This is a genomic window from Rossellomorea sp. ABR4_004 (assembly GCF_056159585.1).
Genome location: NZ_JBSWVM010000001.1, coordinates 1,377,883 through 1,403,681 on the forward strand (window position 1 = coordinate 1,377,883; position 25,799 = coordinate 1,403,681).

Annotated in this window: 29 protein-coding genes and 5 riboswitches; of the genes, 13 read left to right on the forward strand and 16 right to left on the reverse strand. The window is 42.1% G+C overall.

Translation table 11 applies throughout. The features are described 5' to 3' along the window. Nucleotides 1–126: 126 nt before the first annotated feature. Nucleotides 127–271: riboswitch (SAM riboswitch) on the reverse strand. Between the two features lie 324 nt (nt 272–595). After that, on the forward strand, nt 596–2,185 hold the full coding sequence (gene pckA / locus ACXAF2_RS07240) for a phosphoenolpyruvate carboxykinase (ATP) (RefSeq protein WP_475137986.1): 1,590 nt from the start codon (nt 596–598) through the stop codon (nt 2,183–2,185). A gap of 52 nt (nt 2,186–2,237) precedes the next feature. On the opposite strand, the gene ACXAF2_RS07245 is transcribed toward pckA, so the two are convergent. Beyond that, entirely contained in the window at nt 2,238–2,387 is a 150-nt protein-coding gene (locus ACXAF2_RS07245) for a lmo0937 family membrane protein (RefSeq protein ID WP_113969836.1), read from the reverse strand. A gap of 224 nt (nt 2,388–2,611) precedes the next feature. Between ACXAF2_RS07245 and ACXAF2_RS07250 the strand changes: the two genes are divergently transcribed. After that, the gene (locus ACXAF2_RS07250) at nt 2,612–3,400 is read left to right on the forward strand and encodes a GNAT family N-acetyltransferase (RefSeq protein ID WP_475137987.1); all 789 of its coding nucleotides are present in this window, start codon (nt 2,612–2,614) and stop codon (nt 3,398–3,400) included. A 42-nt stretch (nt 3,401–3,442) separates the two neighbouring features. Here ACXAF2_RS07250 and ACXAF2_RS07255 read toward each other — a convergent pair whose 3' ends face one another. The 8 genes from ACXAF2_RS07255 to ACXAF2_RS07290 all read right to left on the reverse strand — a co-directional run bounded on the left by ACXAF2_RS07255 (nt 3,443) and on the right by ACXAF2_RS07290 (nt 11,976). Then, a complete protein-coding gene (locus ACXAF2_RS07255) occupies nt 3,443–4,009 on the reverse strand; it encodes a biotin transporter BioY (protein WP_475137988.1) in 567 nt (188 codons plus the stop codon). A gap of 89 nt (nt 4,010–4,098) precedes the next feature. Beyond that, nucleotides 4,099–4,281 carry a hypothetical protein gene (locus ACXAF2_RS07260; RefSeq protein ID WP_475137989.1) on the reverse strand — a complete coding sequence of 61 codons (183 nt, stop codon included), beginning with the start codon at nt 4,279–4,281 and terminating at the stop codon, nt 4,099–4,101. A gap of 107 nt (nt 4,282–4,388) precedes the next feature. Beyond that, nucleotides 4,389–6,689 carry a 5-methyltetrahydropteroyltriglutamate--homocysteine S-methyltransferase gene (metE, locus tag ACXAF2_RS07265; RefSeq protein ID WP_475137990.1) on the reverse strand — a complete coding sequence of 767 codons (2,301 nt, stop codon included), beginning with the start codon at nt 6,687–6,689 and terminating at the stop codon, nt 4,389–4,391. Between the two features lie 153 nt (nt 6,690–6,842). Continuing rightward, a riboswitch (cobalamin riboswitch) is annotated at nt 6,843–7,027 on the reverse strand. 68 nt (nt 7,028–7,095) lie between these two features. After that, a riboswitch (SAM riboswitch) is annotated at nt 7,096–7,206 on the reverse strand. 95 nt (nt 7,207–7,301) lie between these two features. Beyond that, the gene (locus tag ACXAF2_RS07270; RefSeq protein WP_475137991.1) at nt 7,302–7,499 is read right to left on the reverse strand and encodes a hypothetical protein; all 198 of its coding nucleotides are present in this window, start codon (nt 7,497–7,499) and stop codon (nt 7,302–7,304) included. Further along, entirely contained in the window at nt 7,477–9,234 is a 1,758-nt protein-coding gene (gene thiC / locus ACXAF2_RS07275) for a phosphomethylpyrimidine synthase ThiC (protein ID WP_475137992.1), read from the reverse strand. Before thiC ends, ACXAF2_RS07270 begins: the two co-directional genes overlap by 23 nt. 149 nt (nt 9,235–9,383) lie before the next feature. After that, nucleotides 9,384–9,500: riboswitch (TPP riboswitch) on the reverse strand. Between the two features lie 81 nt (nt 9,501–9,581). Then, entirely contained in the window at nt 9,582–10,274 is a 693-nt protein-coding gene (locus tag ACXAF2_RS07280; protein ID WP_475137993.1) for a copper homeostasis protein CutC, read from the reverse strand. A gap of 220 nt (nt 10,275–10,494) precedes the next feature. Next, entirely contained in the window at nt 10,495–11,433 is a 939-nt protein-coding gene (locus ACXAF2_RS07285; RefSeq protein WP_475137994.1) for an ABC transporter substrate-binding protein, read from the reverse strand. A gap of 3 nt (nt 11,434–11,436) precedes the next feature. Then, complete coding sequence (locus ACXAF2_RS07290) at nt 11,437–11,976, reverse strand: hypothetical protein (RefSeq protein ID WP_475137995.1); 540 nt, start codon at nt 11,974–11,976, stop codon at nt 11,437–11,439. 166 nt (nt 11,977–12,142) lie between these two features. Continuing rightward, nucleotides 12,143–12,329: riboswitch (cobalamin riboswitch) on the reverse strand. 130 nt (nt 12,330–12,459) lie between these two features. Between ACXAF2_RS07290 and ACXAF2_RS07295 the strand changes: the two genes are divergently transcribed. Further along, the gene (locus tag ACXAF2_RS07295) at nt 12,460–12,792 is read left to right on the forward strand and encodes a hypothetical protein (protein ID WP_475137996.1); all 333 of its coding nucleotides are present in this window, start codon (nt 12,460–12,462) and stop codon (nt 12,790–12,792) included. A gap of 39 nt (nt 12,793–12,831) precedes the next feature. On the opposite strand, the gene ACXAF2_RS07300 is transcribed toward ACXAF2_RS07295, so the two are convergent. Next, a complete protein-coding gene (locus ACXAF2_RS07300; protein ID WP_475137997.1) occupies nt 12,832–13,074 on the reverse strand; it encodes a DUF2584 domain-containing protein in 243 nt (80 codons plus the stop codon). A gap of 229 nt (nt 13,075–13,303) precedes the next feature. Further along, a complete protein-coding gene (locus tag ACXAF2_RS07305) occupies nt 13,304–14,086 on the reverse strand; it encodes an alpha/beta hydrolase family protein (RefSeq protein WP_475137998.1) in 783 nt (260 codons plus the stop codon). Between the two features lie 218 nt (nt 14,087–14,304). Between ACXAF2_RS07305 and ACXAF2_RS07310 the strand changes: the two genes are divergently transcribed. From ACXAF2_RS07310 to ACXAF2_RS07320, 3 genes are all read left to right on the forward strand, one after another. After that, a complete protein-coding gene (locus tag ACXAF2_RS07310) occupies nt 14,305–15,306 on the forward strand; it encodes an ABC transporter substrate-binding protein (RefSeq protein WP_475137999.1) in 1,002 nt (333 codons plus the stop codon). 71 nt (nt 15,307–15,377) lie between these two features. Then, on the forward strand, nt 15,378–16,154 hold the full coding sequence (locus ACXAF2_RS07315) for an ABC transporter ATP-binding protein (RefSeq protein WP_475138000.1): 777 nt from the start codon (nt 15,378–15,380) through the stop codon (nt 16,152–16,154). Next, on the forward strand, nt 16,135–16,935 hold the full coding sequence (locus tag ACXAF2_RS07320; RefSeq protein WP_475138001.1) for an ABC transporter permease: 801 nt from the start codon (nt 16,135–16,137) through the stop codon (nt 16,933–16,935). Before ACXAF2_RS07315 ends, ACXAF2_RS07320 begins: the two co-directional genes overlap by 20 nt. Here the strand turns inward: ACXAF2_RS07320 and ytkD are convergent. From ytkD to ACXAF2_RS07335, 3 genes are all read right to left on the reverse strand, one after another. Further along, nucleotides 16,925–17,398, reverse strand: coding sequence for an RNA deprotection pyrophosphohydrolase (gene ytkD, locus ACXAF2_RS07325; protein ID WP_475138002.1), 474 nt, complete (start codon nt 17,396–17,398; stop codon nt 16,925–16,927). The genes ACXAF2_RS07320 and ytkD overlap by 11 nt on opposite strands. A 96-nt stretch (nt 17,399–17,494) precedes the next feature. Further along, nucleotides 17,495–17,833 carry a hydrolase gene (locus tag ACXAF2_RS07330; RefSeq protein ID WP_148971029.1) on the reverse strand — a complete coding sequence of 113 codons (339 nt, stop codon included), beginning with the start codon at nt 17,831–17,833 and terminating at the stop codon, nt 17,495–17,497. 56 nt (nt 17,834–17,889) lie between these two features. Continuing rightward, entirely contained in the window at nt 17,890–18,279 is a 390-nt protein-coding gene (locus ACXAF2_RS07335) for a phage holin family protein (RefSeq protein ID WP_475138003.1), read from the reverse strand. A 229-nt stretch (nt 18,280–18,508) separates the two neighbouring features. On the opposite strand from ACXAF2_RS07335, the gene ACXAF2_RS07340 reads away from it, so the two are divergent. Next, nucleotides 18,509–18,754, forward strand: coding sequence for a DUF6154 family protein (locus ACXAF2_RS07340; RefSeq protein ID WP_044340349.1), 246 nt, complete (start codon nt 18,509–18,511; stop codon nt 18,752–18,754). Between the two features lie 193 nt (nt 18,755–18,947). Here ACXAF2_RS07340 and ACXAF2_RS07345 read toward each other — a convergent pair whose 3' ends face one another. Next, nucleotides 18,948–19,130 carry a polyribonucleotide nucleotidyltransferase gene (locus tag ACXAF2_RS07345; RefSeq protein WP_475138004.1) on the reverse strand — a complete coding sequence of 61 codons (183 nt, stop codon included), beginning with the start codon at nt 19,128–19,130 and terminating at the stop codon, nt 18,948–18,950. Nucleotides 19,131–19,324: 194 nt separating this feature from the next. Here ACXAF2_RS07345 and ytzI point away from each other — a divergent pair, with 194 nt between their 5' ends. Continuing rightward, entirely contained in the window at nt 19,325–19,498 is a 174-nt protein-coding gene (gene ytzI, locus ACXAF2_RS07350; protein WP_148971030.1) for a YtzI protein, read from the forward strand. A 47-nt stretch (nt 19,499–19,545) separates the two neighbouring features. Here ytzI and ACXAF2_RS07355 read toward each other — a convergent pair whose 3' ends face one another. Further along, nucleotides 19,546–20,019, reverse strand: coding sequence for an S-ribosylhomocysteine lyase (locus ACXAF2_RS07355; RefSeq protein WP_148971031.1), 474 nt, complete (start codon nt 20,017–20,019; stop codon nt 19,546–19,548). 240 nt (nt 20,020–20,259) lie between these two features. Here ACXAF2_RS07355 and yidD point away from each other — a divergent pair, with 240 nt between their 5' ends. From yidD to ACXAF2_RS07380, 5 genes are all read left to right on the forward strand, one after another. Beyond that, nucleotides 20,260–20,505 (forward strand): membrane protein insertion efficiency factor YidD, encoded by a 246-nt coding sequence (gene yidD / locus ACXAF2_RS07360; protein ID WP_475138005.1) that lies wholly within the window; start codon nt 20,260–20,262, stop codon nt 20,503–20,505. Between the two features lie 816 nt (nt 20,506–21,321). Beyond that, nucleotides 21,322–22,296, forward strand: coding sequence for a metal ABC transporter substrate-binding protein (locus ACXAF2_RS07365; protein ID WP_475138006.1), 975 nt, complete (start codon nt 21,322–21,324; stop codon nt 22,294–22,296). 232 nt (nt 22,297–22,528) lie between these two features. Beyond that, nucleotides 22,529–23,887, forward strand: coding sequence for a cytochrome ubiquinol oxidase subunit I (locus tag ACXAF2_RS07370; RefSeq protein ID WP_475138007.1), 1,359 nt, complete (start codon nt 22,529–22,531; stop codon nt 23,885–23,887). A 24-nt stretch (nt 23,888–23,911) separates the two neighbouring features. Next, a complete protein-coding gene (locus ACXAF2_RS07375; protein ID WP_475138008.1) occupies nt 23,912–24,943 on the forward strand; it encodes a cytochrome d ubiquinol oxidase subunit II in 1,032 nt (343 codons plus the stop codon). A gap of 108 nt (nt 24,944–25,051) precedes the next feature. Then, entirely contained in the window at nt 25,052–25,774 is a 723-nt protein-coding gene (locus tag ACXAF2_RS07380; RefSeq protein ID WP_475138009.1) for a 3-ketoacyl-ACP reductase, read from the forward strand. Nucleotides 25,775–25,799: the final 25 nt, after the last annotated feature.

Sequence of the window (25,799 nt, forward strand, 5' to 3'; positions counted from 1 at the left end):
GTAAACATGGTTTTTTTATAAAAAAATCATGCATTATGTGCATTTGATCCACTATAAACAGAAAAAACCCTTCCTCATGATTCATGCATTAGAGGAAAGGTTTCAGATCATAGCCGCGCCTTTTCTCTCTTATCGTTCAAGGTTCTCAGACCTTGCCTCAGTTTAGCACCTTCGCTTAATCGGATCGTTTCAAAAGAATAAGATCCATTCACTATTTAGCAGGTTGCTGGGTTTCATAGGGTCTGCTCCCTCCACCAGCTCAGGATAAGAGTATCCGTTCAAGGAACTATGATAACGTTTCGTACTGGTGGTGTCAACTTTTTTCAAGTGACATGTTTAACCATTCAAGCTTGGTCTTTTCATGATTCCAACCTATCTTGACCTCTTAAAATAACCTAATTAGGCAATGAGGCTAAACATTATGATTTTTCCTTCATATATATAAGAAGGTACAAGCTATTTTCGGATAAAAAATGTGACAATATGAAGACACATTATAAAATTAAATAAATAGTATAGACTAATGGTTCAATTGTGTTATACTATTTTTGTGAAGCAAACGAGATCATTAAATTTATATAAAGGAAGGGTTCTAATGAATTCAGTGAGCATGTCTAATGAATTAACAGAATTACTTAACGGTCAAAACATTCAGGAACAATTATCTGTTTCCCAACTAGTTGAAAAAGTCCTTCAACGAAATGAAGGCGTTTTAACATCATCAGGTGCAGTCAGAGCAGAAACTGGTAAATACACAGGACGCTCTCCTAAGGATAAATTCATTGTAGAAGAACCATCCACAAAGGATAAGATTGAGTGGGGTTCTGTCAATCAACCAATCTCTTCAGAATCATTCGATAAACTATATACAAAAGTATTAGATTACTTAAAAGAAAAAGAAGAAGTATTTTCTTTCAAAGGGTTCGCAGGTGCTGACTCAAAACATAGACTACCTATTCAAGTGATCAACGAATTCGCTTGGCATAATCTTTTCGCTCACCAATTATTCATTCGCCCTACAGAAGAAGAGCTAAAGGGTCATCAATCAGAATTCACCGTCGTTTCTGCCCCGAACTTCAAGGCAGATCCAGCAGAAGATGGCACTCACTCTGAAACATTTATCATTGTATCATTTGAAAGAAGAATTGTCCTGATTGGTGGAACTGAGTATGCAGGTGAAATGAAGAAATCGATCTTCTCTGTCATGAACTACGTACTTCCAGAATCCGATATCCTTTCCATGCATTGTTCTTCAAATGTCGGACGTGAAGGAGATGTGGCATTGTTCTTCGGTTTATCCGGTACAGGAAAAACGACATTGTCCGCAGATCCGAACCGTCGTTTAATCGGCGATGATGAGCACGGATGGTCTCCTAACGGTGTATTCAATATCGAAGGCGGCTGCTACGCTAAGTGTATCGGCCTGACACGTGAAAAGGAGCCACAAATCTTTGATGCGATCCGTTTCGGTTCTGTCCTTGAAAACGTGGTTCTTGATGACAATTCCCGCATCGCTGATTATGAGGATAACACGTTGACAGAAAATACTCGTGCTGCGTACCCTCTTCAAGCGATGGATAACATCGTTGAACCGAGTGTTGCAGGACATCCAAATACCATTGTATTCTTAACCGCAGATGCATTCGGGGTATTACCTCCAATCAGCAAACTGACGAAAGAACAAGCAATGTACCACTTCTTGAGCGGATATACATCGAAGCTTGCAGGTACTGAGCGCGGAATCACTTCACCACAGGCCACATTCTCGACATGCTTTGGCTCACCATTCCTGCCACTCCCGGCAACTCGTTATGCTGAGATGCTTGGGAAGAAAATCGATGAGCACAATGCTCAAGTATTCTTAGTGAACACTGGTTGGACCGGTGGAGAATACGGTGTTGGTAACCGCATGAAGTTATCCTACACCCGTGCTATGATTCAAGCAGCTCTTGAAGGGGAACTCACTCACGTTGAAACAGAAACGGACGACATCTTTGGTCTGAATATCCCTGTTCACGTTCCTGGTGTTCCTGACGAAGTACTTCAACCAAAGAAAACCTGGTCCAATGAAGCAGCCTATGAAGTGAAGGCAAAAGAACTTGCCCACAAATTCAACGAAAACTTCAAGAAATTCTCAAACGTACCATCTGAAATCGAACTTAAAGGCGGCCCTGCCGTTAAATAAACTATATAGCAAAGGTCCGTCCCTCTATTTGAGGGACGGACCTTTGTTATGGTTATAATCCTTTTTTACGCCCGGTGATTCTGTTAAATAAAAAGACAACAATGGCAATAACAAGTAAAACATGGATGATGGCTCCTCCGATTTTAAAGATCAATCCGAGTAACCAAAGGACTAAAAGAATTCCAATAATGGTCCAAAGCATGAGTTTCCCTCCTAGTAACTGTGTTTGATGCTAAGATTCCCTATTTTAATGAATTTAAAACCACGCATGGTAGTGCAGCTATTCATAACTTCTGTTAGTCCAACTGAATTTATACAATTTACATCACTTGTGTCGTCTGTTAATCAAATTCCCCTAAAAATAACACTTTACTAAATATTTCTAATTTTGGTATGATAATGATTATTTACAGGGGGGGAACCAAGATGATCAGACAGCTTACAGAACAGGATCATGATATTTGCCAGCAACTCATTCATCAGCAGCCGGCTGAGAATTTGTTTATTATCGGGGACATCGAAGCCTTCGGGTATGAACAGGAATTCCAGAAAATCTGGGGCGACTTTGACACAGAAGGAAATTTGAGGGGAATCCTCCTTAAGTACAGAGAAAACTTCATCCCTTTTTCCATGGGGGAATTCGATGTAGAAGGATTTGCCAGAATCATTAATGAGACTGAAGACTACAGCATCGTTTCCGGATTAAAAAGGATCGTGACGCAGGTTGAACCCTTTTTATCCAGAGAAATTAAATCATTAAGACATATGTATTATGCGAAATGTGACAACACGGAATCAATGGATCGACAAGACCTTCCTCATGTACAACAGGCTACCCTTAATGATCTACCTAAACTTGTGGACCTATTGAACAGTATCCCCGAATTCAGTGGTGGCGATTTTTCTGTAGAAAAAAGAAAACATAGCATGGAGGCCGGTGTTTCGAGAAGCTATTATGTAGAAGAAGATGGTAGATTTGTTTCTTCTGCTTCCACAACCGCCGAAAACAGTATGTCCGCGATGATTGTCGCTGTCTGCACACACCCTGAGTATAAGAAAAAAGGATATGCGACCGAGTGCATGACGAAGCTTTGTCGTGACGTACTAGAAGAAGGAAAAGAGTTATGCCTATTCTATGATAATCCTGAAGCAGGAAAAATTTATAAACGAATCGGATTCAAGGATATAGGCTATTGGTCTATGTATAAATTTTAGTCATAAAAAAGTTGACTCCCAACAAAGAGTCAACTTTTTTCATTATGCTGCTGCTTTCCGATTCCCGATCAATCTGGCCTGAACCAGTCGTTGTCTTACAGTGATTCCAATCCAGCTTGCCAGGAATGCTTTGATAAGTCCAACTACGATAAATGGATATACTCCTGCCGCCATTGCCTGATTCCAGCTAAGATCGGCTACAAATTTCAGCTGAATGGTACCCAGGACCAACGTAATGATCATACCAACTGTATTGGCGATCATCGCCATCGGTATGGTGAATTTGGTTTTTTCAAGAATGAAGCCAGTAAAGAATGCCGCTACGATGAAGCCGAAAATATAGCCTCCCGTTGGACCGACCAGTACCTGTGCCCCTCCACTGAAGCCCGCAAATACAGGAACACCGACTGCTCCGAGGGCTGCATAGCATACCATGGCGAACGCTCCATATCGGCTTCCAAGAATCGTCGCTGTAATTCCTACTGCTAATGTTTGTCCGCTGATTGGAACGAGTGGCAGTGGAATCTCGATTTGAGCGAAAATCCCCGTAATTGCAGCAAAAATGGCACAGTGAATAATCACCCTTAGTTTTTCTCCGTTCACTTTCAAATCCCCCTTGTGTATGTAAACTCTGTATAACATTAAGTTAACACAATTCAAAGGATGTTGGGAAGCTTATTTTTTCTCCATCTCGTTTTTTAACTGGGAGCATAGACATTGCATATTTTTTCTTGCGCCTGCCATTCTAAAGCGGTTTTTAATGAAACCCTTCCTTTGGGGAACTCATCAATCCCCTTATCACTCACCAAATACAGGATGGTGCGATCTGGCTGATGTTCATTAAATACTTGAATGATTCTTCCTATGGCTATGTATGGCATTTTCTTTTATCTCCTTATGTGCAGGACGCAACTCTTTTCAACTGCGCCCTGCGTTTTAAAAGGTGGATCAAAGGAACGTAATCATCGGCACTCGATCATATTGACAATTACCCTTCCTTTTTCATGAGCATCTCTTCACGCACTTTTTCAGCCGCTTCCACCATGGTTTTAAGCGCTAAGACTGTCTCATCGATCCCGCGGGTTTTCAAACCACAATCCGGGTTGACCCAGAATAACTCGGGATCCAGCACTTCAAGAGCCCGATGTATATTACGGATTAATTCTTCACGCTTCGGCACCCGTGGACTGTGAATGTCATATACCCCCAGACCAATCCCTTTTTCGTACGTATTGTCTTCAAATACAGTGATCATTTCCCCATGACTTCTTGAGGTTTCAATCGAGATGACATCAGCATCCAGATCATTGATGGCATCTATAATATCTTCAAAATCCGAATAGCACATATGCGTATGGACCTGGGTTTGGTTCTGTACAGATGAGGTGGCCAATTTGAATGCATAAACGGCAGCCTGTAGATATTCATCCCAATTTTCACGCTTTAAAGGCAGCCCTTCCCTAAGTGCCGGCTCATCAACTTGTATCATGCGAATCCCATTGCCTTCTAATTCTTCAATCTCTTTTTGGAGAGACAGCGCAATTTGATTAGCTACTTCATAACGAGAAACATCATTCCGAACAAATGACCAGTTTAGAATCGTGATCGGGCCCGTTAACATCCCTTTAACCGGTTTATCCGTTAAGGATTGGGCATATACGGTTTCTCTAACGGTCATGGGTTCTTTAAATGTCACATCACCATATATAAGTGGTGGCTTCACACATCTGGAACCGTATGATTGTACCCACCCATACTTCGTAAACTGAAAACCTTCTAATTTCTCACCAAAGAATTCAACCATATCCGTCCGCTCGAATTCACCATGTACAAACACATCAAGGCCGATTTGTTCCTGAATGTCAATCCAACGTTTGATTTCTGCATGAATATATTGCTGATACTCCCCATCAGAAAGATCTCCCTTCCTCCATTTCAACCTTTGCCTTCTCACTTCCTGAGTTTGAGGAAAGCTGCCGATTGTAGTGGTTGGGAGAAAAGGTAATGAAAAGTACTTGTCCTGTTCCAGTTTACGAATATGGAATGGATCTTTTCTTCCGACATTGTTGGGATGCAATTCTTTAACCTCTTCCTGCACCTCCCTTTTATTACGCAGCGGTGATTCGTTTAAATGCTTAATCGCCGTTTCACTTTGAGCAATATCATCGTCTATTGTCTCGGTTCCCTCACGAATCCCCTTTGTTAAAACAGTGATTTCATGTAATTTCTCATCAGCAAATGATAGAGCGTCAATGAGGGGTGTACCAATTGTTTCTTCATTCTGCAAGGTTACTGGTACATGTAGTAAACTGCATGATGGTTGTATGATCAAGCGATCACCCGGAACATACCCTGCAATGAATGATAGAAGCGAATAGGTATCCGCAAGATTACTCCTCCAAATATTCCTGCCATCAAGAATGCCGGCAGCCAGGAATTTATCTTTAGGAAAGCCAAATCTTTTCAGCGCAGTCAAATTTTCACCACGATCATGCACAAAATCTATCCCTATTCCGTCTACCGGGAGTGCTAACACCTGCTGGTACCTTTCCAAACTATCATAATAGGTTTGAAGGATGATCTTTAACCCGGGGCAGGATTCTTTAAGCGTTTGATAGACTTCTTTGAATTGATCCATCTCTTCATCACCGATGGAGGTACACAATATCGGTTCATCCATTTGTACCCACTCTACACCCTCTTCCTGTAATTCACGCAGTACTTCAACATAAAGAGGGACAAATTGATCAACAAGGGTTTTAAAATCACCGGTTTCATACCCTTTAGACAATTTCACAAAAGTGAAGGGACCTAAGATAACCGGCTTTCCTTCTATACCTAGTTTTTCTTTTGCTTCTCTAAAAAAATGCAGGGGACGATTTTCCACTAACTGAGGTATGATCCCATCAAGCTCAGGCACGAGATAGTGATAGTTGGTGTTAAACCATTTTGTCATTTCTAATGCCACCGCGTCCTTCGCGCCTCTGGCCATTTCAAAATACGTTTCAAGAGAGACCTTACCCCCACTATAATGAAACCTCTCGGGAACCAAGCCGAACATGACCGCTGTATCAAGTACATGATCATATAAGCTGAAATCTCCAACCGGAACTAAATCAATCCCCTGATCTAATTGCTTCTTCAAATGGTTGACTCGGATTTCCTCCATTTGTTCTAAGAAGGAATCCTTTTCAATCTTCCCTGCCCAAAATTGTTCCAGCGTCTTTTTCCATTCACGCTTTTCTCCGATCCTTGGATATCCTAAATTCGAACTGATCACCTTACTCATTCAATCTTCACTCCTTATACTTGGTATGGTTGTCATCAACAAAAAAATCTCCCTTTCAAATGAAAGAGAGATTCATACGTATCACTAACTAGAGTTGAGACATTCTTGTATTCTCAACACGTATTCCTCACCCCTCTCTATATCCACGTAGAGCATAAGCGCATACAACAGGCAGGTCTCCTGACTTAGGTTCACAGCTTCTTTTCCCTTCCCATTTCAACAGAAATAGTGGTTAAATGATAAGTCGCTCCCCATTACAGTGGCGGGACCGTGCCGGATTTTCACCGGTCTTCCCTTTTAGCTGAGCATGACTCAGCACCTATTGCATTTGTCTATTAAATTTTTATTTCAACAAACGAAAAGCCCTCTCTTCTGATAGAGAGGGCTTCATGTTTATTAGAATCCTCTCTTATTTTCCAAAGCCAATTGCTTTGCAGGAATTAGCACCTTTTCAACACATCTGTTGAATGGTTGCCGGGTTTCACAGGGCCAGTCCCTCCACCTCTCTCAATAAGAGTTATATATATTCATTTACTATTCCGAAATTTGTAATAATCGTAGCACGGTACATATACGCTGTCAAAAGAAATTTAATCAATCACTTACACGTTTCTAATAATAGGTACTTTCTACATAATGACATTTGATACAAGATCTTGTTACATCCGTTTCATAGAAGACATGCCTGCAGTTTTCCTGAATGCTCTTCACTTCTTTTTCGAGTTGGATGACTCTCTGATTGAGCTTTACGATATCATTCTTCAATTTGAGTACATGACAAAGAGGTTCATCGGTAGATGTTTGATCCATTTTCCACAAACTCCTTCGATTTTTCTTTCAATCCTTTTTCTATTTCCTTATAAGCGTCATCCATGCCATTCTCCTTCATTCCCCTTATATCATGCGATATTCTCATTGAACAAAATTTCGGTCCACACATTGAACAAAAATGGGCCGTTTTTGCCCCTTCTGCAGGAAGTGTTTCATCATGATACTCCCTTGCACGTTCCGGGTCCAGGGATAAATTAAATTGGTCATTCCATCTAAATTCAAATCGAGCCTTAGAAACGGCATTATCTCTTACTTGTGCCCCTGGATGCCCTTTTGCTAAATCCGCTGCATGTGCTGCGATTTTATAAGCAATGACACCTTCTCTCACATCATCTTTATTAGGTAATCCGAGATGCTCTTTTGGCGTTACATAGCACAGCATGGCTGTTCCAAACCAACCGATCATGGCAGCCCCTATGGCGGAAGTAATGTGATCATATCCAGGTGCAATATCTGTCGTTAATGGACCCAGGGTATAAAAAGGGGCTTCATGACAGATTTCCATTTGCTTATCCACATTCTCTTTAATCATATGCATCGGTACATGACCGGGGCCTTCAATCATCACCTGTACATCATGCTTCCAAGCAATTTTGGTTAGCTCGCCTAATGTTTCAAGCTCGGCAAACTGTGCTTCATCATTCGCATCAGCAATTGATCCGGGCCTTAAACCATCTCCTAAGGAAACGGAGATATCATAGGCTTTTACGATCTTACATATATCTTCAAAATGTGAATAAAGAAAGTTCTCTTTATGATGGGCAAGACACCATTGTGCCATGATTGAACCTCCACGGGAAACAATGCCTGTTGTACGTTCAGCCGTCAGCTGAATATACCGCAATAATACACCTGCATGAATGGTGAAATAGTCAACACCCTGCTCCGCCTGTTCGATCAATGTATCCCTGTATACATCCCAAGTAAGATTCTCAGCAATTCCGTTTACTTTTTCAAGTGCTTGATAGATCGGTACCGTGCCAACAGGGACAGGGGAGTTTCGAATGACCCACTCCCTTGTTGTATGAATGTTTTTACCTGTTGATAAGTCCATTATGGTATCGGCACCCCAACGAGTTGCCCACGTCATTTTCTCCACTTCTTCTTCAACGGAAGATGATACGGCAGAGTTTCCGATATTCGCGTTTATTTTCACATGAAAGTGACGACCGATGATCATCGGTTCACATTCAGGATGATTGATATTAGCAGGGATGATGGCCCTGCCATTTGCTACCTCTTCTCTTACAAATGAAGGATCAACATTTTCCCGGATAGCGATGAACTCCATTTCCGGTGTAATGATTCCTTTTTTCGCATAATGCATTTGAGTCACATTACGACCCATTTTTGCCCGTATCGGGGTACGTTTGATAGTAGGGAACGACTCTACGTTTGCACGAGGATCGTCTCCTTTATAGCCGTTATCTTCCGGTTCGATTTCACGTCCCGGGTAAGCCGTGACATCCTGACGTTCTTGGATCCACTCTGTGCGAACGGAAGGTAATCCTTTAGTAATATCGACTTGGTAACGCTCATCTGTATAAGGTCCGCTTGTATCGTATACACGAACCGGTTCATTCTCTTCCACGCCAAAGGTAACACTCGTCCTACTCAGGTCAATTTCTCTCATCGGTACATGTATGTCTGGCCTTGATCCTCCCACATATACTTTTTTACTGTTATTAAATTGCGTTTTTAACTCGATTGCCACTTCACTTCTCCTCCTTTTGATTGGATCTTAGAGGATACTGCGTCAGGCATCCCCATTGTTAAACAAAAGGACATGAAGACACAAAAAAGGGTCCTGAATCATCAGAACCCGAAATGTCTAAAAGTAGTAAGCGCATCAAAACACAAATAAACGCTTCCATACTACTTCCCTACGCTGGTATCATCCAGATCAGGTTCAAAGGGTCAAAGAACTTATGCGTTCTCCTCTCAGTCCAAGCAATGTATCGGACTCCCCTAGTAGAAATATTGATAGTATTCAATTGTATTACATACTATTATTACCATAATTTATTCTTTTTTCCAATAGTAGGATAGTAACAAATCAAATTAGGACATAATCACACGTTTGATTTCCATTACCTTTTTAGAGTCTATCCCTAAGTCATAGCTCCCATTATGATAGACACCTGATCCTACATGATATTCTCTTGCTTTTAGCTTGCTGTGTATTTCGCCTATATTTTTCACCGTTAAACCCGAGCCTGGCATGATAATGGGACCACCCATTTTCTCTATTTCCCTCAGTTCACCAATCGTATCCAGTCCCTTACTCACTTCAGATTTTCCTCCTGATGTGAGAATTCGATCAACATTTAAGCCAGAATGGAATATTCCTTTACATAAGGCTACTGGATCATCTGACTGGTCGATAGCGCGGTGAAAAGTAATCGATTGACCCTTCGCACTTTGTACGATCTCTTTTAAAGCGTGGGAATCAAGCTTACCTTCATGTGATAATGCGCCAAAAACGATGCCACAGCCTCCCAGTTCAACTATGGTCCTAACTTGATCGGCCATGGTATGCAATTCATCAGACTGATACGAGAAAGATTTACTATGTAATCGGATCATAATCTGAACAGGAATCGAAACAGTCTTTAATACTTTTTCTATCACATGAAAATCAGGAGTTAATCCTCCCTCATGTATGGCAGACACCAATTCAAGTCGATCTGCTCCGGATGCTTCTGCAACTTTGGCATCCTCCTCATTCAAGACTATGACTTCCAGTTTGCTCATGTTGAATTCTCCTAACGTAATGATGTTACGTTAACTTTATCACAATGTTGAAGATTGTTGAACTTGTGATGAAAAGGATTTCCCCGAAAAAATGTTGCTATTAAGAAAGAAGACAGTACGAATACGTTTACTTTATAAAACCTATAAAAAGTAACAATCTATCAGAAAAAGACAATGATTCCTCTTGCAAATCATTGTCTTACTCTCCTCACATCCAACCTTATTCGGAAAATAAATCTGGATACACGGTTTTTGCTGTTAGCTCAACGGCTTCTCCAATACGGGGTCCCGGTCTTGACATAATGTCTGAATCCAAGAAATAGACTTGGTCATTTTTCACTGCATTTACATCTTTCCAGCTTTCCCGTGACTTGATTTCAGCTGTCGGCTCGTCGACATACCCCACTGTCGTCAAAATCATATTAGGATTCCGTTTAATGATTTCTTCTTCGCCTACTTTCACCCAGCCTTTTTGGTCTACAAAAATATTCTCGACCCCAGCCGTTTCCAGTATTTCCTGCTGAAACGTTTCTGCACCTGCTGTATAAATATCAGGGGAGGGACTGATTTCAAAATATACTTGTTCTTTTTCCTTTAGTGTACTTACCTTTTCTTTCACATCTGAAATTTGTTGCTTGATGCCGTCTACCAATTCGTCCCCCTTCTTCTCTACTCCCATTACCGTTGCAATTTGTTCAATATCCCCATAAACATCTTCAAAGGTTTGGGCAGATTGAATGACGAATACGTTTAATCCTGCCTCCTCAAGCTGCTTCACTCCGGCATCATCTCCAGTGGTATAGGCAATGACAGCATCAGGCTTTAGCGCAATGACCTCTTCAGCATTGACCGTCATGGAATCCGATACTCTTTTAATCTCTTTCGCTTCTTCAGGATAGTTGTCGAATTCAGTTGCCCCGACTACCTTATCTCCAGCTCCGATGGCAAAGAGAATCTCTGTGTTACTCGGCTGTAAGGAAATAACGGTTTCCGGCACTTTCTCAAAGCTAATCTTTTCCCCCCTGTCATCAGTCACAGAATAAGACTCATTTTCAGGCTTGACTTCCTTTGTGGATGTTACTTCTTCCCCATTGCTGCACCCTGCGACAACAACCAGGATAATTGATAATAGTAAACTACTTAACCATGACTTTTTCATATTTCATCTTCCCCGCTTCTCTATATTTTTTTCGCGATACGATTTACTCACAAAAGGAATTTCTTCAATCCCTTCACATTTATTCACATACACAGCCATTACAAACAGGACATTTGCCAGTAAATGAGCGTATTTAAATAAAATATTCTCCACTTTCATCTCAGTACTGACTTTATGTAAGGCACGGACGGACTTTTTCGCTTCACTGCGACAGGTATGAAGCGTACATGCGGCTGTACAGCCTTGAGGAAGGACAAAGGTTTGGATACGATCCTCGACTTCCAACACATAACGGTCGTACATTTGGCTCAATTTATTCAAGTCCTCTTCCATGATGGCCGTCATCCCCCGCACCGAGCCATTGAGATGGTACGCCATCTCAGCTAAATATAGTAAATCGTCGTGCACTTTCGGTAAGTGTTCCGTCAATGATGACGCGAGTCCGATTTTAGTCGACAGTGAATCGGTCCGGATCTCAAAATCTACGGTTGAAACAGACTCACGCATATAGGGATAACATAAGTAGCGGAAATCCTTTGCCATATGTAAGTTCCTCCTTTCTGAATGATGTTTGTGAAACACCTATCGTATCTTCCGGGAGGGTACATAAACACAAAAAAACCACCCAAGAATATTGGCCGGCAGTTGTCATCCATATGAAAATAGAGATGCTAAAAAGCCGCACCATACCCTTAACTTCCGAAGAGCATAATACGATGAAAAAAAGGCAGGTATCCTGGCTCGTGCGTCAGCCTACTCTAAGAACCTTCCCATCTGAATGATCAAATAGTGGTTTTCTTCTTATTTCGTCAGCACTTACAGTTGCGGAAACAGCTTCGGATTCACACCGAATTCCCTTTATGCTAAAGATCAGCACCTAATTTCTGCGTGGGTTTATTCACTTAAGGAACATTATACCACTATATCCATATGAAAGTTGATGAAGTTTTGCAGAAAAAACAAACATGTTGACGTACAAGCTTGAATATCTTTTGAGTATGTGAAGAAATGATAAGGAGGAAAAACATGAAGCGATTGGTTGTTTTGATATTATGCGTATTCTTATTGAGTGCATGCGGCGACAAAGAACCTGCATCCTATGAATTATGTGGATACGGGGATATGATGGTGGTGAACAAGAAGGAATATGTGAAGGTCCCTGAGGAGAAGAAGCTGGTCCTGGATGAAAAGCTCGGGGCTATTAAAGAAAAGATTGACAGTCAATATCACCCTGTCAATGACTTCACGGCAAATACACTGAAAAAAGGGACACCCATCTATAGCGTGAAGGATCACAGCAACTACCTGATCGCCCAGACAGAGGATAATCGCTATATTTTATATGAGGAAATACAATAAAAGGAGGGCTGTAAGCGAATGTTTACAGCCCTCCTTTACTTAGTTCGTGGAATTCAAGGAAATCAACCGATACAGGATCGTCGTTTTCTCATCCGTCCACTCCATCTTTTCGATCCTTCCGTAACCACTGGGATCACTGTGTTTCGTTTTTCTGACATCTATCGGAATATGCATAGGATAAAGACGATATCCATTCTTTTGAAGCTCGAACAGATTCTCTTCTTTCCGCACTTCTTTTCCTTTTGTCACAATCATCGTGTTTAACTCCAAGCCCATTCCCATTTCGCTTGACCTCAATCCTTTTTTTATTTGCTCTATTTTAACATAAGAACTGCCTAGGCTCTGTCAATTAGTATGTGCTGGATGGTGAGACCCCGGAGGCGAAGCCGAGGAGGCTCACCGCCAGCCCCGCGGAAAGCGAGCATCCTGTAGCGGAAATCAACTATTACTTTCTTCATTAAGATAGCTACAAGCTTTGATCAAAGAAGAGCCTTATTTAATACACCACTGTCTATTGATTTTTCATCCATGTGCATAGCATGGAGACAATTTGTTGATTCTTTCGTGGTGGAAAATAATGCGTAAACTCTTTGAAGTATCGGGACGAAACAGATTTCTCCAATTCTTTCAGTCTTTTTTCTAATCTATATGCATGCTCAACTGAAACGTTCTGATCCTTTTCACCGTGAATGATCAATACGGGAGCCTTTAGGTTTTCTAATTCGTATAGTGGGGTACGCCATTCGTATCGTTCCGGAACTTTATTGGGACTGCCCCCTATGACTCGTTTCATCATTCTCCTGAGATCCTTCCGTTCGTCATATGTTAAGAACATATCCGATACTCCTCCCCATGTAACAACGGAGGTGACGTCCCTCTGCTCGATACCTGTCATTAGCGCCATGACCCCACCACGGGAAAAACCAAACACATGAATCCGGTCATGGGCCACTCTATGATAGTCTTTAAGCAATTCAACACCCGAAATGGCGTCTTCACGATCGTCCCCCGCAAAATCTTCATTTCCCTCTCCTCCCAGATTACCTCGGTAATAGGGAGCAAATACAATGAAACCGTGAGAAGCAAATTGAGCGATTCTCGCCGGCCGCACCATGCCGACACCTTTGATCCCTCCTCTTAAATAAAGGAACCCATCATACTTCCCAACTCCTGCAGGTTCGGCTAATAAGCCTTTTACGCGTAATCCAGAGGATAGATAGGTAATTTCATATAGTTCAACACGAGGATTAGGTGAAGGAAACAATGTTTTCTTCACAATCGTTCCGTTTTTCATATTCTCTTCCTTTCAAAACGTGCATTGGGTATTCACACATTTTTTATACTCTACATAGGATATTTTAGCAAATCTCATCATCAACAGATGGTACATGGCGCTGCCTTTATGACCATCCTACCCTTTTAATATGGAAAGATAAACAAGGCAAAGAGAGATGCACTCATCCCCATTCTATCGATAAACGAGTTTCACAAAGCTTAAAGGAGGAATATTAAATGAAAAAATGGCTTCGTAGTGGCTTTGCCGTGTTGCTCATAAGCATGTTGGCAATCGGGTTGACAGCATGTGGAGAAAAAGAAGAAGTCGTACAGAAAGTTCGTGTAGCAGAAGTAACCCGCTCGATTTTCTATGCTCCTGAATATGTCGCGATCGAAAAAGGATTCTTCAAAGATGAGGGGCTCGACATTGAACTGACCACTACCTGGGGTGGAGATAAGACAATGACCACCTTGCTATCCGGCGGTGCTGATATCGCCCTGGTCGGTTCAGAAACCTCCATCTACGTCCATGCACAAGGTTCAGATGATCCGGTCATTAACTTTGCTCAGTTAACCCAAACCGATGGAACATTTCTTGTTTCCCGTGAAGAAGTAGATAACTTTGAATGGGATCAGTTAAAGGGGTCCACCTTCCTTGGTCAGCGTAAAGGCGGTATGCCGCAAATGGTTGGTGAGTTTGTCCTGAAGCAGAATGGCATCGACCCCCAAAGCGATTTAAACCTGATCCAAAACATTGATTTCGCGAATATCGCCAGTGCCTTTGCATCCGGTACAGGAGATTACGTTCAGCTATTCGAACCAACGGCATCCATTTTTGAACAGGAAGGAAAAGGGCATATCGTGGCTTCCTTTGGAACTGAATCAGGGCACGTTCCCTATACAACGTTCATGGCCAAAGACAGCTATATGAAAGAAAACAAAGAAACGGTTGAAAAATTCACGAAAGCATTATTCAAAGCTCAGCAATGGGTGGAGGAAAACAGTGCAGCAGACATTGCCAAGGTGATCGAGCCCTATTTTGAAGACACAGAGCCTGCACTGATTGAAACTGTTGTCGATCGCTATAAATCACAAGGGTCCTTTGCAACAGATCCAATCCTTGACGAAGAAGAATGGAACAATCTGCAAAACATCATGGATGAAGCAGGAGAGCTTCCACAGTCCGTTGATCATGAAACGTTAGTGAACACGTCAATCGCTGAAAAAGCAGCAAAGTAGAACGATCCGGGGCTGACTTCACATGTCAGCCCTTCACTTATAGAAAAAAAGAAAATGGAGGCTTAAATATAGTGAACTTTCTATCTTTAGATTCGATCCATCACACCTACTTTTCAACCAAAACGGCCACCCATGCCCTTTCAGACATAACCCTTGCAGTAAAAGAAGGTGAGTTTGTCTCATTTATCGGTCCGAGTGGATGCGGGAAAACCACGTTACTCTCCATTATTGCAGGACTCATCCGGCCGACAGAAGGAACGATTCTTTTAAACCAACAACCTATCCGAAAAATGAAAGAGAAACTGGGATACATGCTGCAGCAGGACTATCTGTTTCCGTGGAAGACCATCGAAGAAAATATTTTTCTAGGTTTGACCATTATGGGGACCCTGACAGAAGAAAAGAGGAAAGAAGCACGTGCTTTGTTGGCTGAAATGGGGTTAGAAGGTGTAGAAACATCTTATCCAAGGGAACTATCGGGAGGAATGCGTCAAAGGGTTGCCCTGATTCGAACTCTCATCACAGAACCTCAATTACTTCTCCTGGATGAACCTTTCTCAGCACTCGATTATCAAACCAAATTGAAGCTGGAGGATCTGGTGTACTCCACATTAAAGTCTTTTGGCAAAACCGCTATTCTTGTGACCCATGATATTGGCGAAGCCATCTCCATGAGTGACCGCATCATTCTATTCGGGTCGAAGCCAGGATATATTCACACGATATTCGAGGTCCCGTCTCCGTTAAAAGAGTTAATGCCCTTTGAAGTAAGAAATCATGAGAGATACCCGGGATTTTTCCAAACCATATGGAAGGAGCTTGAAAAACTTGAATCACGAATCGATTAATCAAAAACACCTGGAATACATCCAATCAATTAAGAAAGAACAGCGATGGGTCTGGTTTTATCAAGCTCTTATTTTCTTTGTGTTCTTCTCGCTTTGGGAAATCGCGAGCCGAAACAGCTGGATAGATCCACTTATCTTCAGCTCACCCTCAAAAATATGGAAACTGTTTCTCGTAAAACTGGGAGACGGAAGTCTTCTGGCCAACCTGTCCGTCACACTCGGTGAAACCATCATCGGATTCATTCTCGGCACCTTACTTGGGACGCTATTAGCCGCTTTATTATGGTGGTCACCATTTCTTTCTAAAGTATTGGACCCTTATCTTGTGATCCTGAATGCCATGCCGAAAGTGGCCCTCGGTCCGATATTAATTGTGGGGTTGGGACCCGGCTTCACATCCATCATCGCTATGGGTACCGTCATATCCGTCATCATCACCACGATTGTTGTGTATACTTCCTTCAGGGAAGTGGACCCGAATTATTTGAAGGTAATGCAGACCTTCGGAGCACGAAGAGGGCAAATGTTCAAAGAAGTCATTCTCCCTGCCTCTTTCCCGACCATCATCTCGACATTGAAAGTCAACGTGGGCTTATCATGGGTCGGGGTCATCGTAGGAGAATTCCTGGTTTCTGCAAAGGGACTCGGATATATGATCATTTATGGATTCCAAGTCTTTAACTTTACCCTTGTCCTGCTATCCCTGCTTGTCATTGCCGTATTCGCTACCATTATGTATAAGCTGGTTGAACAGCTCGAAAAGAAGTTGATCAAATCATAAGGTTGAGATCCCTTATTCTTTTAAGAGCCAAGTCCACCACTTCGTCTTTCATGATAAAGCTAAAGGAAGGATCGTCATGAATGTTGGAGAAATCACCGTTCCAAAGGACGGCTCCATCTGTTTCCAGATAATCTTCCTTGCTTACGATACCCTCAGCTTCAGCGAAAAAAATCGTTTTAATAAATGGTGAGTGATCATATACCTTATATTCCCCTATGCATAATGGCTCCTTGATCACTCCCCCTGTCTCTTCATACGTTTCCCGTACGGCAGCTTCCTCAAGGGTTTCTCCTTTTTCCCGCTTCCCTCCAGGAAACTCCAGACCTCGTTTTTTATGCCGTGTTAACAACCAATTCTCTTTGTAACGACATAGCACCAGCACATGATGTGATTCTTGTTGAAACCTGCCCTTTTCAAAGGATATTTCTACTCTCTTCCCATTTTCGTCGATAAACTGTTCCATCTGACTTCACCTCATCCGTACACACTTACTTCCATCTAACCATAAATAAAAAGCATTGGTCCACAGATATCTCTTCTGAACCAACACTTCTATTCATTACTCTGGATCCTCATGAGGCTCTGAATTCAAGATACCTATACTCTCGATGAATTTCTTCGCTTCATCATCGCCAAGACGATGAATCATTTCATACACTTGATGCAGGTTTTCATCATATGCATCATTTTCCCGGTCAAAATGATATTGAATATAAGGGACATGCGCGCGATAGAAGTTCTGCCAATCGACTGAGTGATTGGAATCGAACACTTCCCTAAGCTGGGTGATTTCTTCATCTGTTGCAGATATCTTAAAGTTCCAGGGCGAATCTGTCGAGCTTCTTGAAATCTCACCCGTGGCTACTTCAATATAATAATCGTGTCGTTCTTCGTTCATCTTCCCACTCCTTCACTGTGCTTACCCTTCATTTTCCTCAATTGTCGAAATTCTATTCACTTCGATTTCTTCTTTAAGACCTCTACTGCTTTCCTGAGAAACTCCGGTACGGGTACTCCTGCACGGCCTACATTTTCTATGATCGATATCATTTCATTACATAAGTAAAAAATAATCGTGGCATTACGAATAAAGTGTTGATTTGTTAGTATAGTATCAATAAGGTGGGCAACCGTGACAAGGGAGAAAATCAGAACTTTCCGCCCAATCCCTCTCAAACCGAATTTGCTGGATAACTTTCCTTCAATCCCACTTGCAATCATTCCGGTGAAATAATCCAAAGTCACGGCAATTAACAAAATAGTCAACAGAGAATTCCATTCTCCAAATAAATTTAAAATCATTGCACCCAGTCCCGATCCAACGAACAGCATACTTTTTTCCAAATAAAGCATCTCCTTTTTCTAATGGTTGGCTTTGCAACAAGGAATTTGAAACCAAGGCTAAACCTGCTTTTATAGCAGCTTTTGTGAAAAAAGTGAGTAAAGTCCGTATAAAAAGCCCATGGTTAGTAAGTCTTATAAAGGGTAAAGACAAATAAGAGTTGTCCTAGCATAATATGTAGAGTAATTCATAAACGTTCATGGTAAAATGAACGAAAGGGAGGTGAAGCGCATGAAGTTAATCGAAGAAATTTATGAAATGTACCGAGGAAGGATCAAAGGTACCGACGAAGACTTAGACCTCATTGCCCTTACAATCTTAGAAGATACCTCTAGGAACGAGCTACTGGAACTTATTCAAGAAATGGAAACAGAAGAATTACAATACTTCTTCCGCTTATACATATTTGAAACACTAAAAGAAAAATGGTCCAACAGCGAAGAACGAGTGAGACTTGAGAAAAAGAGCTTGCACTAATCGAAAAGCGGAGGCGGCTTGGGTAGAGGCGACAAGCATAAGTCAAGTTTACCGGAAAGGCGCCCTTTGCCTTTTTGGTATACTTGACTTATGACCTCGAGCCTCTAGCCGCCGGAGCTGGACAATTGTATAGTCATTTTCCAATAAAAGAAGCCTTGTTCCGAACTTCCCCGGAACAAGGCTTCTTCCCTTTTCATCCACTCACATCAAGGACATGTCCTTTAACGGGATGCGGCGCAGGCTGACTGACCTGCATTTCTTTCATCATTACTGTCACTTGAGCCGTTTGTGTCGCCATCTGACTTTTCAATAAATTCATACTGAGTGTTCGTTGAAGCTCTGCAACTTGCTTACCCATCATTGAAGAAACATCCATGGTAATTTCCCCCTCGTTTCGTTTATCGAAGCTTGTACATACTAATAAAAAATTCATATGCACCTTTGACAATACCAAATATTACTAGTCATTAGTAGATAAACTTGCGGATTCACGTCATAAAAATGTTGATTTTCGTCCATGAACATCCCCATCTTCTATGGTAAAATAGTGAAAAAAAAGGGGGTTGCATAATGTCAGTAACTCTTGTCCTGATCATTGCTGTTGCTATATGTATTTTAGTGATATTCGTAAGTGCCCTTACGACTTCCAAAGCCTATACAGCTGTTAAACATACAGTAGATCCACTTGAAGATAATCCTCATTTGGAGAAAATGAAGCAAGAAGAAGAAAAGCAAGAGAGATAAAGTAAAATCCACCGTTCTACTTTTGAACGGTGGATTTTTTTATGTTTTTATGCAAAAACCTGCTTTAGGTCTTCGTTGCTTTGGCTAAGCCAGAACTTCATTAATTTCTTTGCTCCTTCTAAATCATGGAGCTTCGCCTGGCCGCATTGTTTTTCATTGGCTGCGGGAATTTCTTCTATCTCGACCGCTTCTTTCATCGTATCATTTAAGAGGTCGATGATTTCTTCTACTTTCGGCTCTCCACTGACAACCAGATAGTAGCCTGTCTGGCATCCCATAGGAGAAATATCAATAATATCAAAATGAGCATACGGCTCTGCATATTTACGGATGGTGAAGGCTAATAAATGCTCAAGTGTATGAATGGAATCAGGCTTCATCGCTTGTTTGTTAGGCTGACAGAAACGAATATCAAACTTATTGATCAGTCCGTCGCTACCTACTTTATGGACACCGCAATGTCTCACAAAAGGTGCTTTCACTGCATTATGATCTAATTCAAAGCTTTCTACTGAAGGCATTAAAATCACTCCCATTTAGTTTCTAATTATAAGTATAACGTAAATTCATAGTTATTTCATCAACTTAATCTGAATTAAAATAAATACCTATATTTTCTATTTGGAAATTCTTTGTGACTAGCTTTTTAAGTACGGAAGAAAAACCGATTGTGAAGTTCATTGGAAGACATTCAGTCAAAAACGTTTTTATCCTCCAAAGAGTTTTGATATAGTAAAAGAAAATCAATCAGGAGACGTGTTATGAAAAGGTTATTGTTATTTGTATTTAAGATTTACCAACGGCTCATCTCTCCTCTCAAGCCCCCCACTTGCCGGTTTTATCCAACCTGTTCCCATTATGGCGTACAGGCAGTGAGTCGGTTCGGTGCATTACGTGGAGGATGGTTAACAATAAAGCGGATTTTGAAATGCCACCCTTTTCATCCTGGTGGAATTGATCACGTGCCAGAAAAATGGCCATCCAAAAATACAAATCATTCAGACTAGCTCCTATCCGGGGGTAGTCTTTCTTTTTTAAACGCTCTTTTCCCAAAGATTGTTGTTTTCAACACGAGTTCGGCAAGGCTCTGTCAATTGGTGTGTGCAGGATGGTGAGGGGAACTGCTCCGCTTGCAGCTAGCGTTCGGCCGAGCCTCCTCACCTTCGCTTCCGGGGTCTCGGCACGCCCGTACTTCCGCAGGAGTCTGCGCAGTTCCCCTCACCATCTTTAATGGAATTTTCATGACAGAGCTTCAAGGTGTGCAATAAAACAATGTAACTAGAAAAAAATTCTTCTTCCTTAAAAGGAAAATCAATCTCTAGTTACCTTAAATAAGAATGTTAGCTAAAATTCTTGTTTTTAATTGTTTGCCATTAAGGATACATGCTCAGAAAGTTGATTCTCGCTGCAGGATGATCGACTCCTGCGGGAATAGCTGGACAGTACGAAAAGCGGAGGCGGCTCGCTCAGCCCCGACAAGCATAAGATGAATGGGCCGGGAAGGCGTACTTTGCCTTCATGGACCATTTAGCTTATGACCTCGAGGGGCTAGCCGCCGTAGCTGGACAGGTGAGACCCCGGAGGCGCAGCCGAGGAGGCTCACCGCCAGCCCCGCGGAAAGCGAGCATCCTGGAGCGGAAATCAACTATTACTTTCTCTTCTACAATAGCAACAAACTTTACGAAAAGAGCCTTTTTAAAGACAAAAATTTAAAAATTCATCTATATATCTTGCTTATTCCCCATAACGGTAGTAAAATAACCTTTGTGCTAAATCGTAATCATTACAGTTATTAAACTATTACCTTTAAAGGAGGATTCCTCTTGAACTATATTCGTATGAGTTTATTTTTATTATTGATTTTAGTTTTGTCTGCTTGCGGAGCCTCTTCTGAGCAGGAAGACGCTGAAAAGAAAGATACATTGGAAGTGTACACTACTGTGTATCCACTGGAGGATTTCACGAAAAAAATTGGCGGGGAACATGTGGATGTGGAAAGCATTTACCCTCCAGGTGCCGATGAGCATACGTTTGAGCCTTCTCAAAAAGATATGATTAAAATGGCTGATGGAGATGTTTTCTTCTACATCGGAATGGGACTTGAAGGATTCGTTGAGGGATCGAAATCGATTCTGGAAAACGAAGATGTAGTCGTTGTACCGACCAGTGAACAAGTTGAATTGAATCATGAAGAAGATCATGGTGAAGAAAGCACTGAAGAGCATGAAGAACATGGCGACTCTCACGAGGACGATCACGGGGATGAGCACAACCATGACGTTGATCCTCATCTCTGGTTAGACCCGGTGTACTCTAAAGAAATGGCGAAAACCATTGCAGATACACTTTCTAAAGAAATGCCGGAACATAAGGAAGATTTCCAGGCGAACCTCGCTGCATTAACGAAAGATTTAGATGCGCTTGACGCAGAATTTAAGGACATGGCAGATAACGCGCCAAAGAAGACCTTCTACGTTTCTCATGCTGCTTACAGCTATTGGGAAGAACGATACGGGCTGCATCAAGAAGCCATCGCCGGATTGAATACGGCTGATGAGCCATCTCAGCAAGAGCTTAAGAAGATCATTGAAAAAGGGAAAGAAGACAATGTACAATACATCCTTTTTGAACAAAACGTCTCTTCGCGTTTAACAGAAGTCGTTCAAAACGAATTGGGTGCCAAAGCCCTGACCCTCCATAATCTGTCTGTCCTTACCGAAGAAGATAGAAGCAATGATGAAGACTATTTTTCACTCATGAAGAAGAACATCGAGACGTTAAAACAGGCATTACAATAGAACTTTTTGAAAGAGAGCAGCTGGTGAGCTGCTCTTTTTTTGATTTTACGATTAAATTTTCGACTATATTATCGACTCTGCCTATTATATTATCACCTTACAAAAATCGACTTTCCCCTGCAGCATTCCAGATTCCCAATCTAACTTTCTCCCCCTACTAAAAATCATGAATATTATTTTCCATTAAGTGGACAATAAGGAAATGTTAAAGACTAGTAAGGGAGACATGAGAATGGATGAATTAGTAATTGCTCGTTCCTTGTTTGGTACTACAATGGCCTTTCATATCATTTTTGCCACACTCGGAGTCGGTATTCCGTTAATGATTCTTGTTGCAGAAATTATGTATCAGCGGACGAATGATCTGGACTATTCCGTGATGGCAAAACGCTGGACGAAGGCATTCGCCGTACTGCTCGGGGTAGGTATTCCGACAGGGACGATTGCAGGTGTTCAATTGTCGCTCCTATGGCCAGGATTCATGGAGGTTATCGGCCGGGTGATGGCATTGCCTTTCCAAATCGAAATCTATGCCTTTTTTGTTGAAGCATTATTTATGTCTATTTATGTGTATGCGGCGAACCGGATCGCTCCATGGATGAGAATCGTGAGTCTTGTCCTGGTCGCCATCGGTGGACTTGCTTCAGCAGTATTAATCACAAATGTACATGCGTTTGAAGGGACACCTGCCGGATTTGAAATGGTGAATGGAGAAATCACCAATGTGGATCCTTGGAAAGCCTTCTTCAATCCAAGCTTTTTTGTTACCGCAGGCCATGTAGCTTTATCTGCTTATGTAGTGGGATCATTCACGATTGCTACAGTTTCTGCATTTAAGATGCTCCGTTCATCATTCGGGTCAAGGATTTATAAATTTCATCAAAAATCCCTTATGATTTGTTTATTAGTCGGAGGCGTCTTCTCCTTCTTCACAGCGATTAATGGTCATGAATCAGCTCAAATGCTTCATGAGTATCAGCCTGAGAAACTGGCTGCAGCGGAAGGCTTGTTTGAAACCCAAACCCATGCACCACTTTCCATTGGAGGCTTTACGGATCCTGTAGAGAGGGAAGTAAAGTGGGGGATTGAAATCCCCTGGGCCCTGAGTTTCCTTGCCGGGAACAGCTTCGATACGGAAGTTATCGGCTTAAACGACTTTCCTGAGGAATATTGGCCACCACTCTTCGTTCATACGTTATTCAACGCGATGGTGGGAATCGGCTCCCTTCTCATTTTGCTTTCCCTCATTGCCTACGTATGGAATAAATTATTGAAAAAAGACCGGTTCCCTAAATGGTTGATGTGGTCGTTTGTAGCCGGTGGCCCCCTATCAATCTTAGCCATCGAATTCGGCTGGATATTCGCTTGTACCGGTCGTCAACCTTGGACCATTTACCGCATCCTGAGCACAGAGGATTCGGTTACCACGACGGGAAACTTGGCCGTACTGTTCGTTCTATTCGTTTCGGTTTATGCGATTTTGGCCGTGTCCGTCGTTCTTGTTCTCTTGTACTACTTCAAACGGAATCCGCCTGAAAAAGATATCAACAAAGCGGAAGGAAAGAATAAGGATATTCCTCTATCCACATAACCAGCAAGAATAGGAGGTGAAGTTATGACACAAGCATTGATTGCCATCACGATACTATGGGGATTCGTCTTTATCTATGCCGTCATGGCAACGATGGATTTCGGTGCCGGCTTTTGGTCGATGATCTACATTAATCATGACAAAACAAAAGCAACCAATATCGCCAACCGGTATCTGTCACCAACCTGGGAGGTGACGAATACATTCATCGTTGCCCTGGTAGTCGCAGTCTATAGTATGTTTCCGGGTGCTGCTTATTCACTAGGAACGGTGCTGCTCATCCCGGGAAGTTTAATCCTGCTGCTTCTGGCTCTTAGAAGTGCATTTCTGGTATTCTCTCACGTGGCAGATGATTACAGAAAGCCGCTGACCTATGTAACGGGAATTACAGGCTTGTTGATTCCCGGTCTGCTTATCAGCGTTCTTCCTATCTCTCACGGACCTTACATCGATTTTGAAGACGGACAAACGCTTCTTCTGGGGAAGTTGTTTACGAGTCCCCATGAATATGCCTTCTTCGGATTTGCCGTTGCCAGTACGTTGTTCCTTTCATCTTTACTTCTTGCCGACTACTCCAAAGCTTCCAAGGAATTTGAAGCTTTTAAAGTGTATCGGCGAGATGCCATGATCATCGGTCCAATCTCTGTGGTCATGGCGTTCTTCATTATGTTCACCATGAAAAATGAAGCGTCATGGATTTATGAAAAAATGATGGAAGACCAGATTTTGTTATGGGTCTCCTTAATCGGTTTCCTGATTGCCGGAGGAGCATTATTTCTCCCCACCAACAAAGAGGGCATGAAGGGAATGCCCCGTGTAGCTGTCATCGCCGTGACCTTTCAATATGTACTGGCAAGCTATGTATACGGTAAAGCACACCTGCCCTATATCATCTACCCGGAAGTCACGATCCAGTCCGGATTCACGGATCCCAACTCGTTTAAGGCTGTGTTCATCACCTATATTGTCGGATTCATCATCCTGTTTCCCGGTTTTGTCTACTTTTGGAGCTTGTTTATGAATGATAAACAATACTTGAGGCAAAAAAGTGAATGACTGCACGATAGCTCCGAGACTCTCGGAGCTATTTTTCTTATCATTTGCTTATCCATTCCCTTGGCCTTACACTAACGGTAGAAATTTGATTTGAAAGGATGATCCATTGTGGCACAATCGATTAAAGGTAAAATCGCTTATATTACGGGTGCTGCCCGGGGAATCGGAAAAGCAACGACATTGGAGCTTGCACGAGAAGGAGTTCATGTCGGATTGATCGCCCGTACAGAAAGCACGCTGGAAAAGGTGGCAGAGGAAGCAAGAGCTCTGGGTGTGAAAGCCAATGTGGCTGTAGCTGATATCTCAGATATGGAGCAAGTCGAAGAAGCCATTTCGAAACTAAAAAATGAACTCGGACCAGCCGATATCCTGATCAATAATGCAGGTATTGGAACGTACGGATCTTTTCTGGAAATCAATCCGGCAGATTGGAAGAGAACCTTTGAGGTCAACGTATTTGGAACGTATCACGTGACGCGTGCCGTTCTGCCTCAGCTTATCGAGAAAAACCAGGGAGACATCATCACTATTTCATCCAGCAGCGGATTGAAAGGCACGGCAAAAAGCACGGCTTACAGTGGTTCGAAATTTGCCGTTCAAGGGATGACAGAAGCGTTGATGCAGGAAGTGCGTCCATATAATATCCGTGTCATGACTCTGAACCCAAGCCTGGTGGCAACGGATCTTACCTTTGGGGATAAGCTTGATGAAGCGGACAAAGAAAAATACATGCAGCCGGAGGATTTAGCGGAACATATGGTTTCCCAGCTGAAATTACACCCTCGCATCTTTATCAAGCAGTCTCTTCAATGGGCGACGAATCCATTTTAATAAACATAAGGAAAAGCTCAGATTC

Bases quoted from the DNA above. Each gene is read 5' to 3' on its own strand.
- ACXAF2_RS07285 (WP_475137994.1), bottom strand. From the start codon at position 11,433: ATGAAAAAGTCATGGTTAAGTAGTTTACTATTATCAATTATCCTGGTT.
- ACXAF2_RS07340 (WP_044340349.1), top strand. From the start codon at position 18,509: ATGAAGTTAATCGAAGAAATTTATGAAATGTACCGAGGAAGGATCAAA.
- ACXAF2_RS07260 (WP_475137989.1), bottom strand. From the start codon at position 4,281: ATGCCATACATAGCCATAGGAAGAATCATTCAAGTATTTAATGAACAT.
- ACXAF2_RS07305 (WP_475137998.1), bottom strand. From the start codon at position 14,086: ATGAAAAACGGAACGATTGTGAAGAAAACATTGTTTCCTTCACCTAAT.
- ytzI (WP_148971030.1), top strand. From the start codon at position 19,325: ATGTCAGTAACTCTTGTCCTGATCATTGCTGTTGCTATATGTATTTTA.
- ACXAF2_RS07370 (WP_475138007.1), top strand. From the start codon at position 22,529: ATGGATGAATTAGTAATTGCTCGTTCCTTGTTTGGTACTACAATGGCC.
- ytkD (WP_475138002.1), bottom strand. From the start codon at position 17,398: ATGGAACAGTTTATCGACGAAAATGGGAAGAGAGTAGAAATATCCTTT.
- ACXAF2_RS07290 (WP_475137995.1), bottom strand. From the start codon at position 11,976: ATGGCAAAGGATTTCCGCTACTTATGTTATCCCTATATGCGTGAGTCT.
- ACXAF2_RS07375 (WP_475138008.1), top strand. From the start codon at position 23,912: ATGACACAAGCATTGATTGCCATCACGATACTATGGGGATTCGTCTTT.
- ACXAF2_RS07245 (WP_113969836.1), bottom strand. From the start codon at position 2,387: ATGCTTTGGACCATTATTGGAATTCTTTTAGTCCTTTGGTTACTCGGA.
- ACXAF2_RS07310 (WP_475137999.1), top strand. From the start codon at position 14,305: ATGAAAAAATGGCTTCGTAGTGGCTTTGCCGTGTTGCTCATAAGCATG.
- pckA (WP_475137986.1), top strand. From the start codon at position 596: ATGAATTCAGTGAGCATGTCTAATGAATTAACAGAATTACTTAACGGT.
- ACXAF2_RS07345 (WP_475138004.1), bottom strand. From the start codon at position 19,130: ATGGATGTTTCTTCAATGATGGGTAAGCAAGTTGCAGAGCTTCAACGA.
- ACXAF2_RS07330 (WP_148971029.1), bottom strand. From the start codon at position 17,833: ATGAACGAAGAACGACACGATTATTATATTGAAGTAGCCACGGGTGAG.
- ACXAF2_RS07270 (WP_475137991.1), bottom strand. From the start codon at position 7,499: ATGGATCAAACATCTACCGATGAACCTCTTTGTCATGTACTCAAATTG.
- ACXAF2_RS07355 (WP_148971031.1), bottom strand. From the start codon at position 20,019: ATGCCTTCAGTAGAAAGCTTTGAATTAGATCATAATGCAGTGAAAGCA.
- yidD (WP_475138005.1), top strand. From the start codon at position 20,260: ATGAAAAGGTTATTGTTATTTGTATTTAAGATTTACCAACGGCTCATC.
- metE (WP_475137990.1), bottom strand. From the start codon at position 6,689: ATGAGTAAGGTGATCAGTTCGAATTTAGGATATCCAAGGATCGGAGAA.
- ACXAF2_RS07295 (WP_475137996.1), top strand. From the start codon at position 12,460: ATGAAGCGATTGGTTGTTTTGATATTATGCGTATTCTTATTGAGTGCA.
- ACXAF2_RS07300 (WP_475137997.1), bottom strand. From the start codon at position 13,074: ATGGGAATGGGCTTGGAGTTAAACACGATGATTGTGACAAAAGGAAAA.
- ACXAF2_RS07250 (WP_475137987.1), top strand. From the start codon at position 2,612: ATGATCAGACAGCTTACAGAACAGGATCATGATATTTGCCAGCAACTC.
- ACXAF2_RS07280 (WP_475137993.1), bottom strand. From the start codon at position 10,274: ATGAGCAAACTGGAAGTCATAGTCTTGAATGAGGAGGATGCCAAAGTT.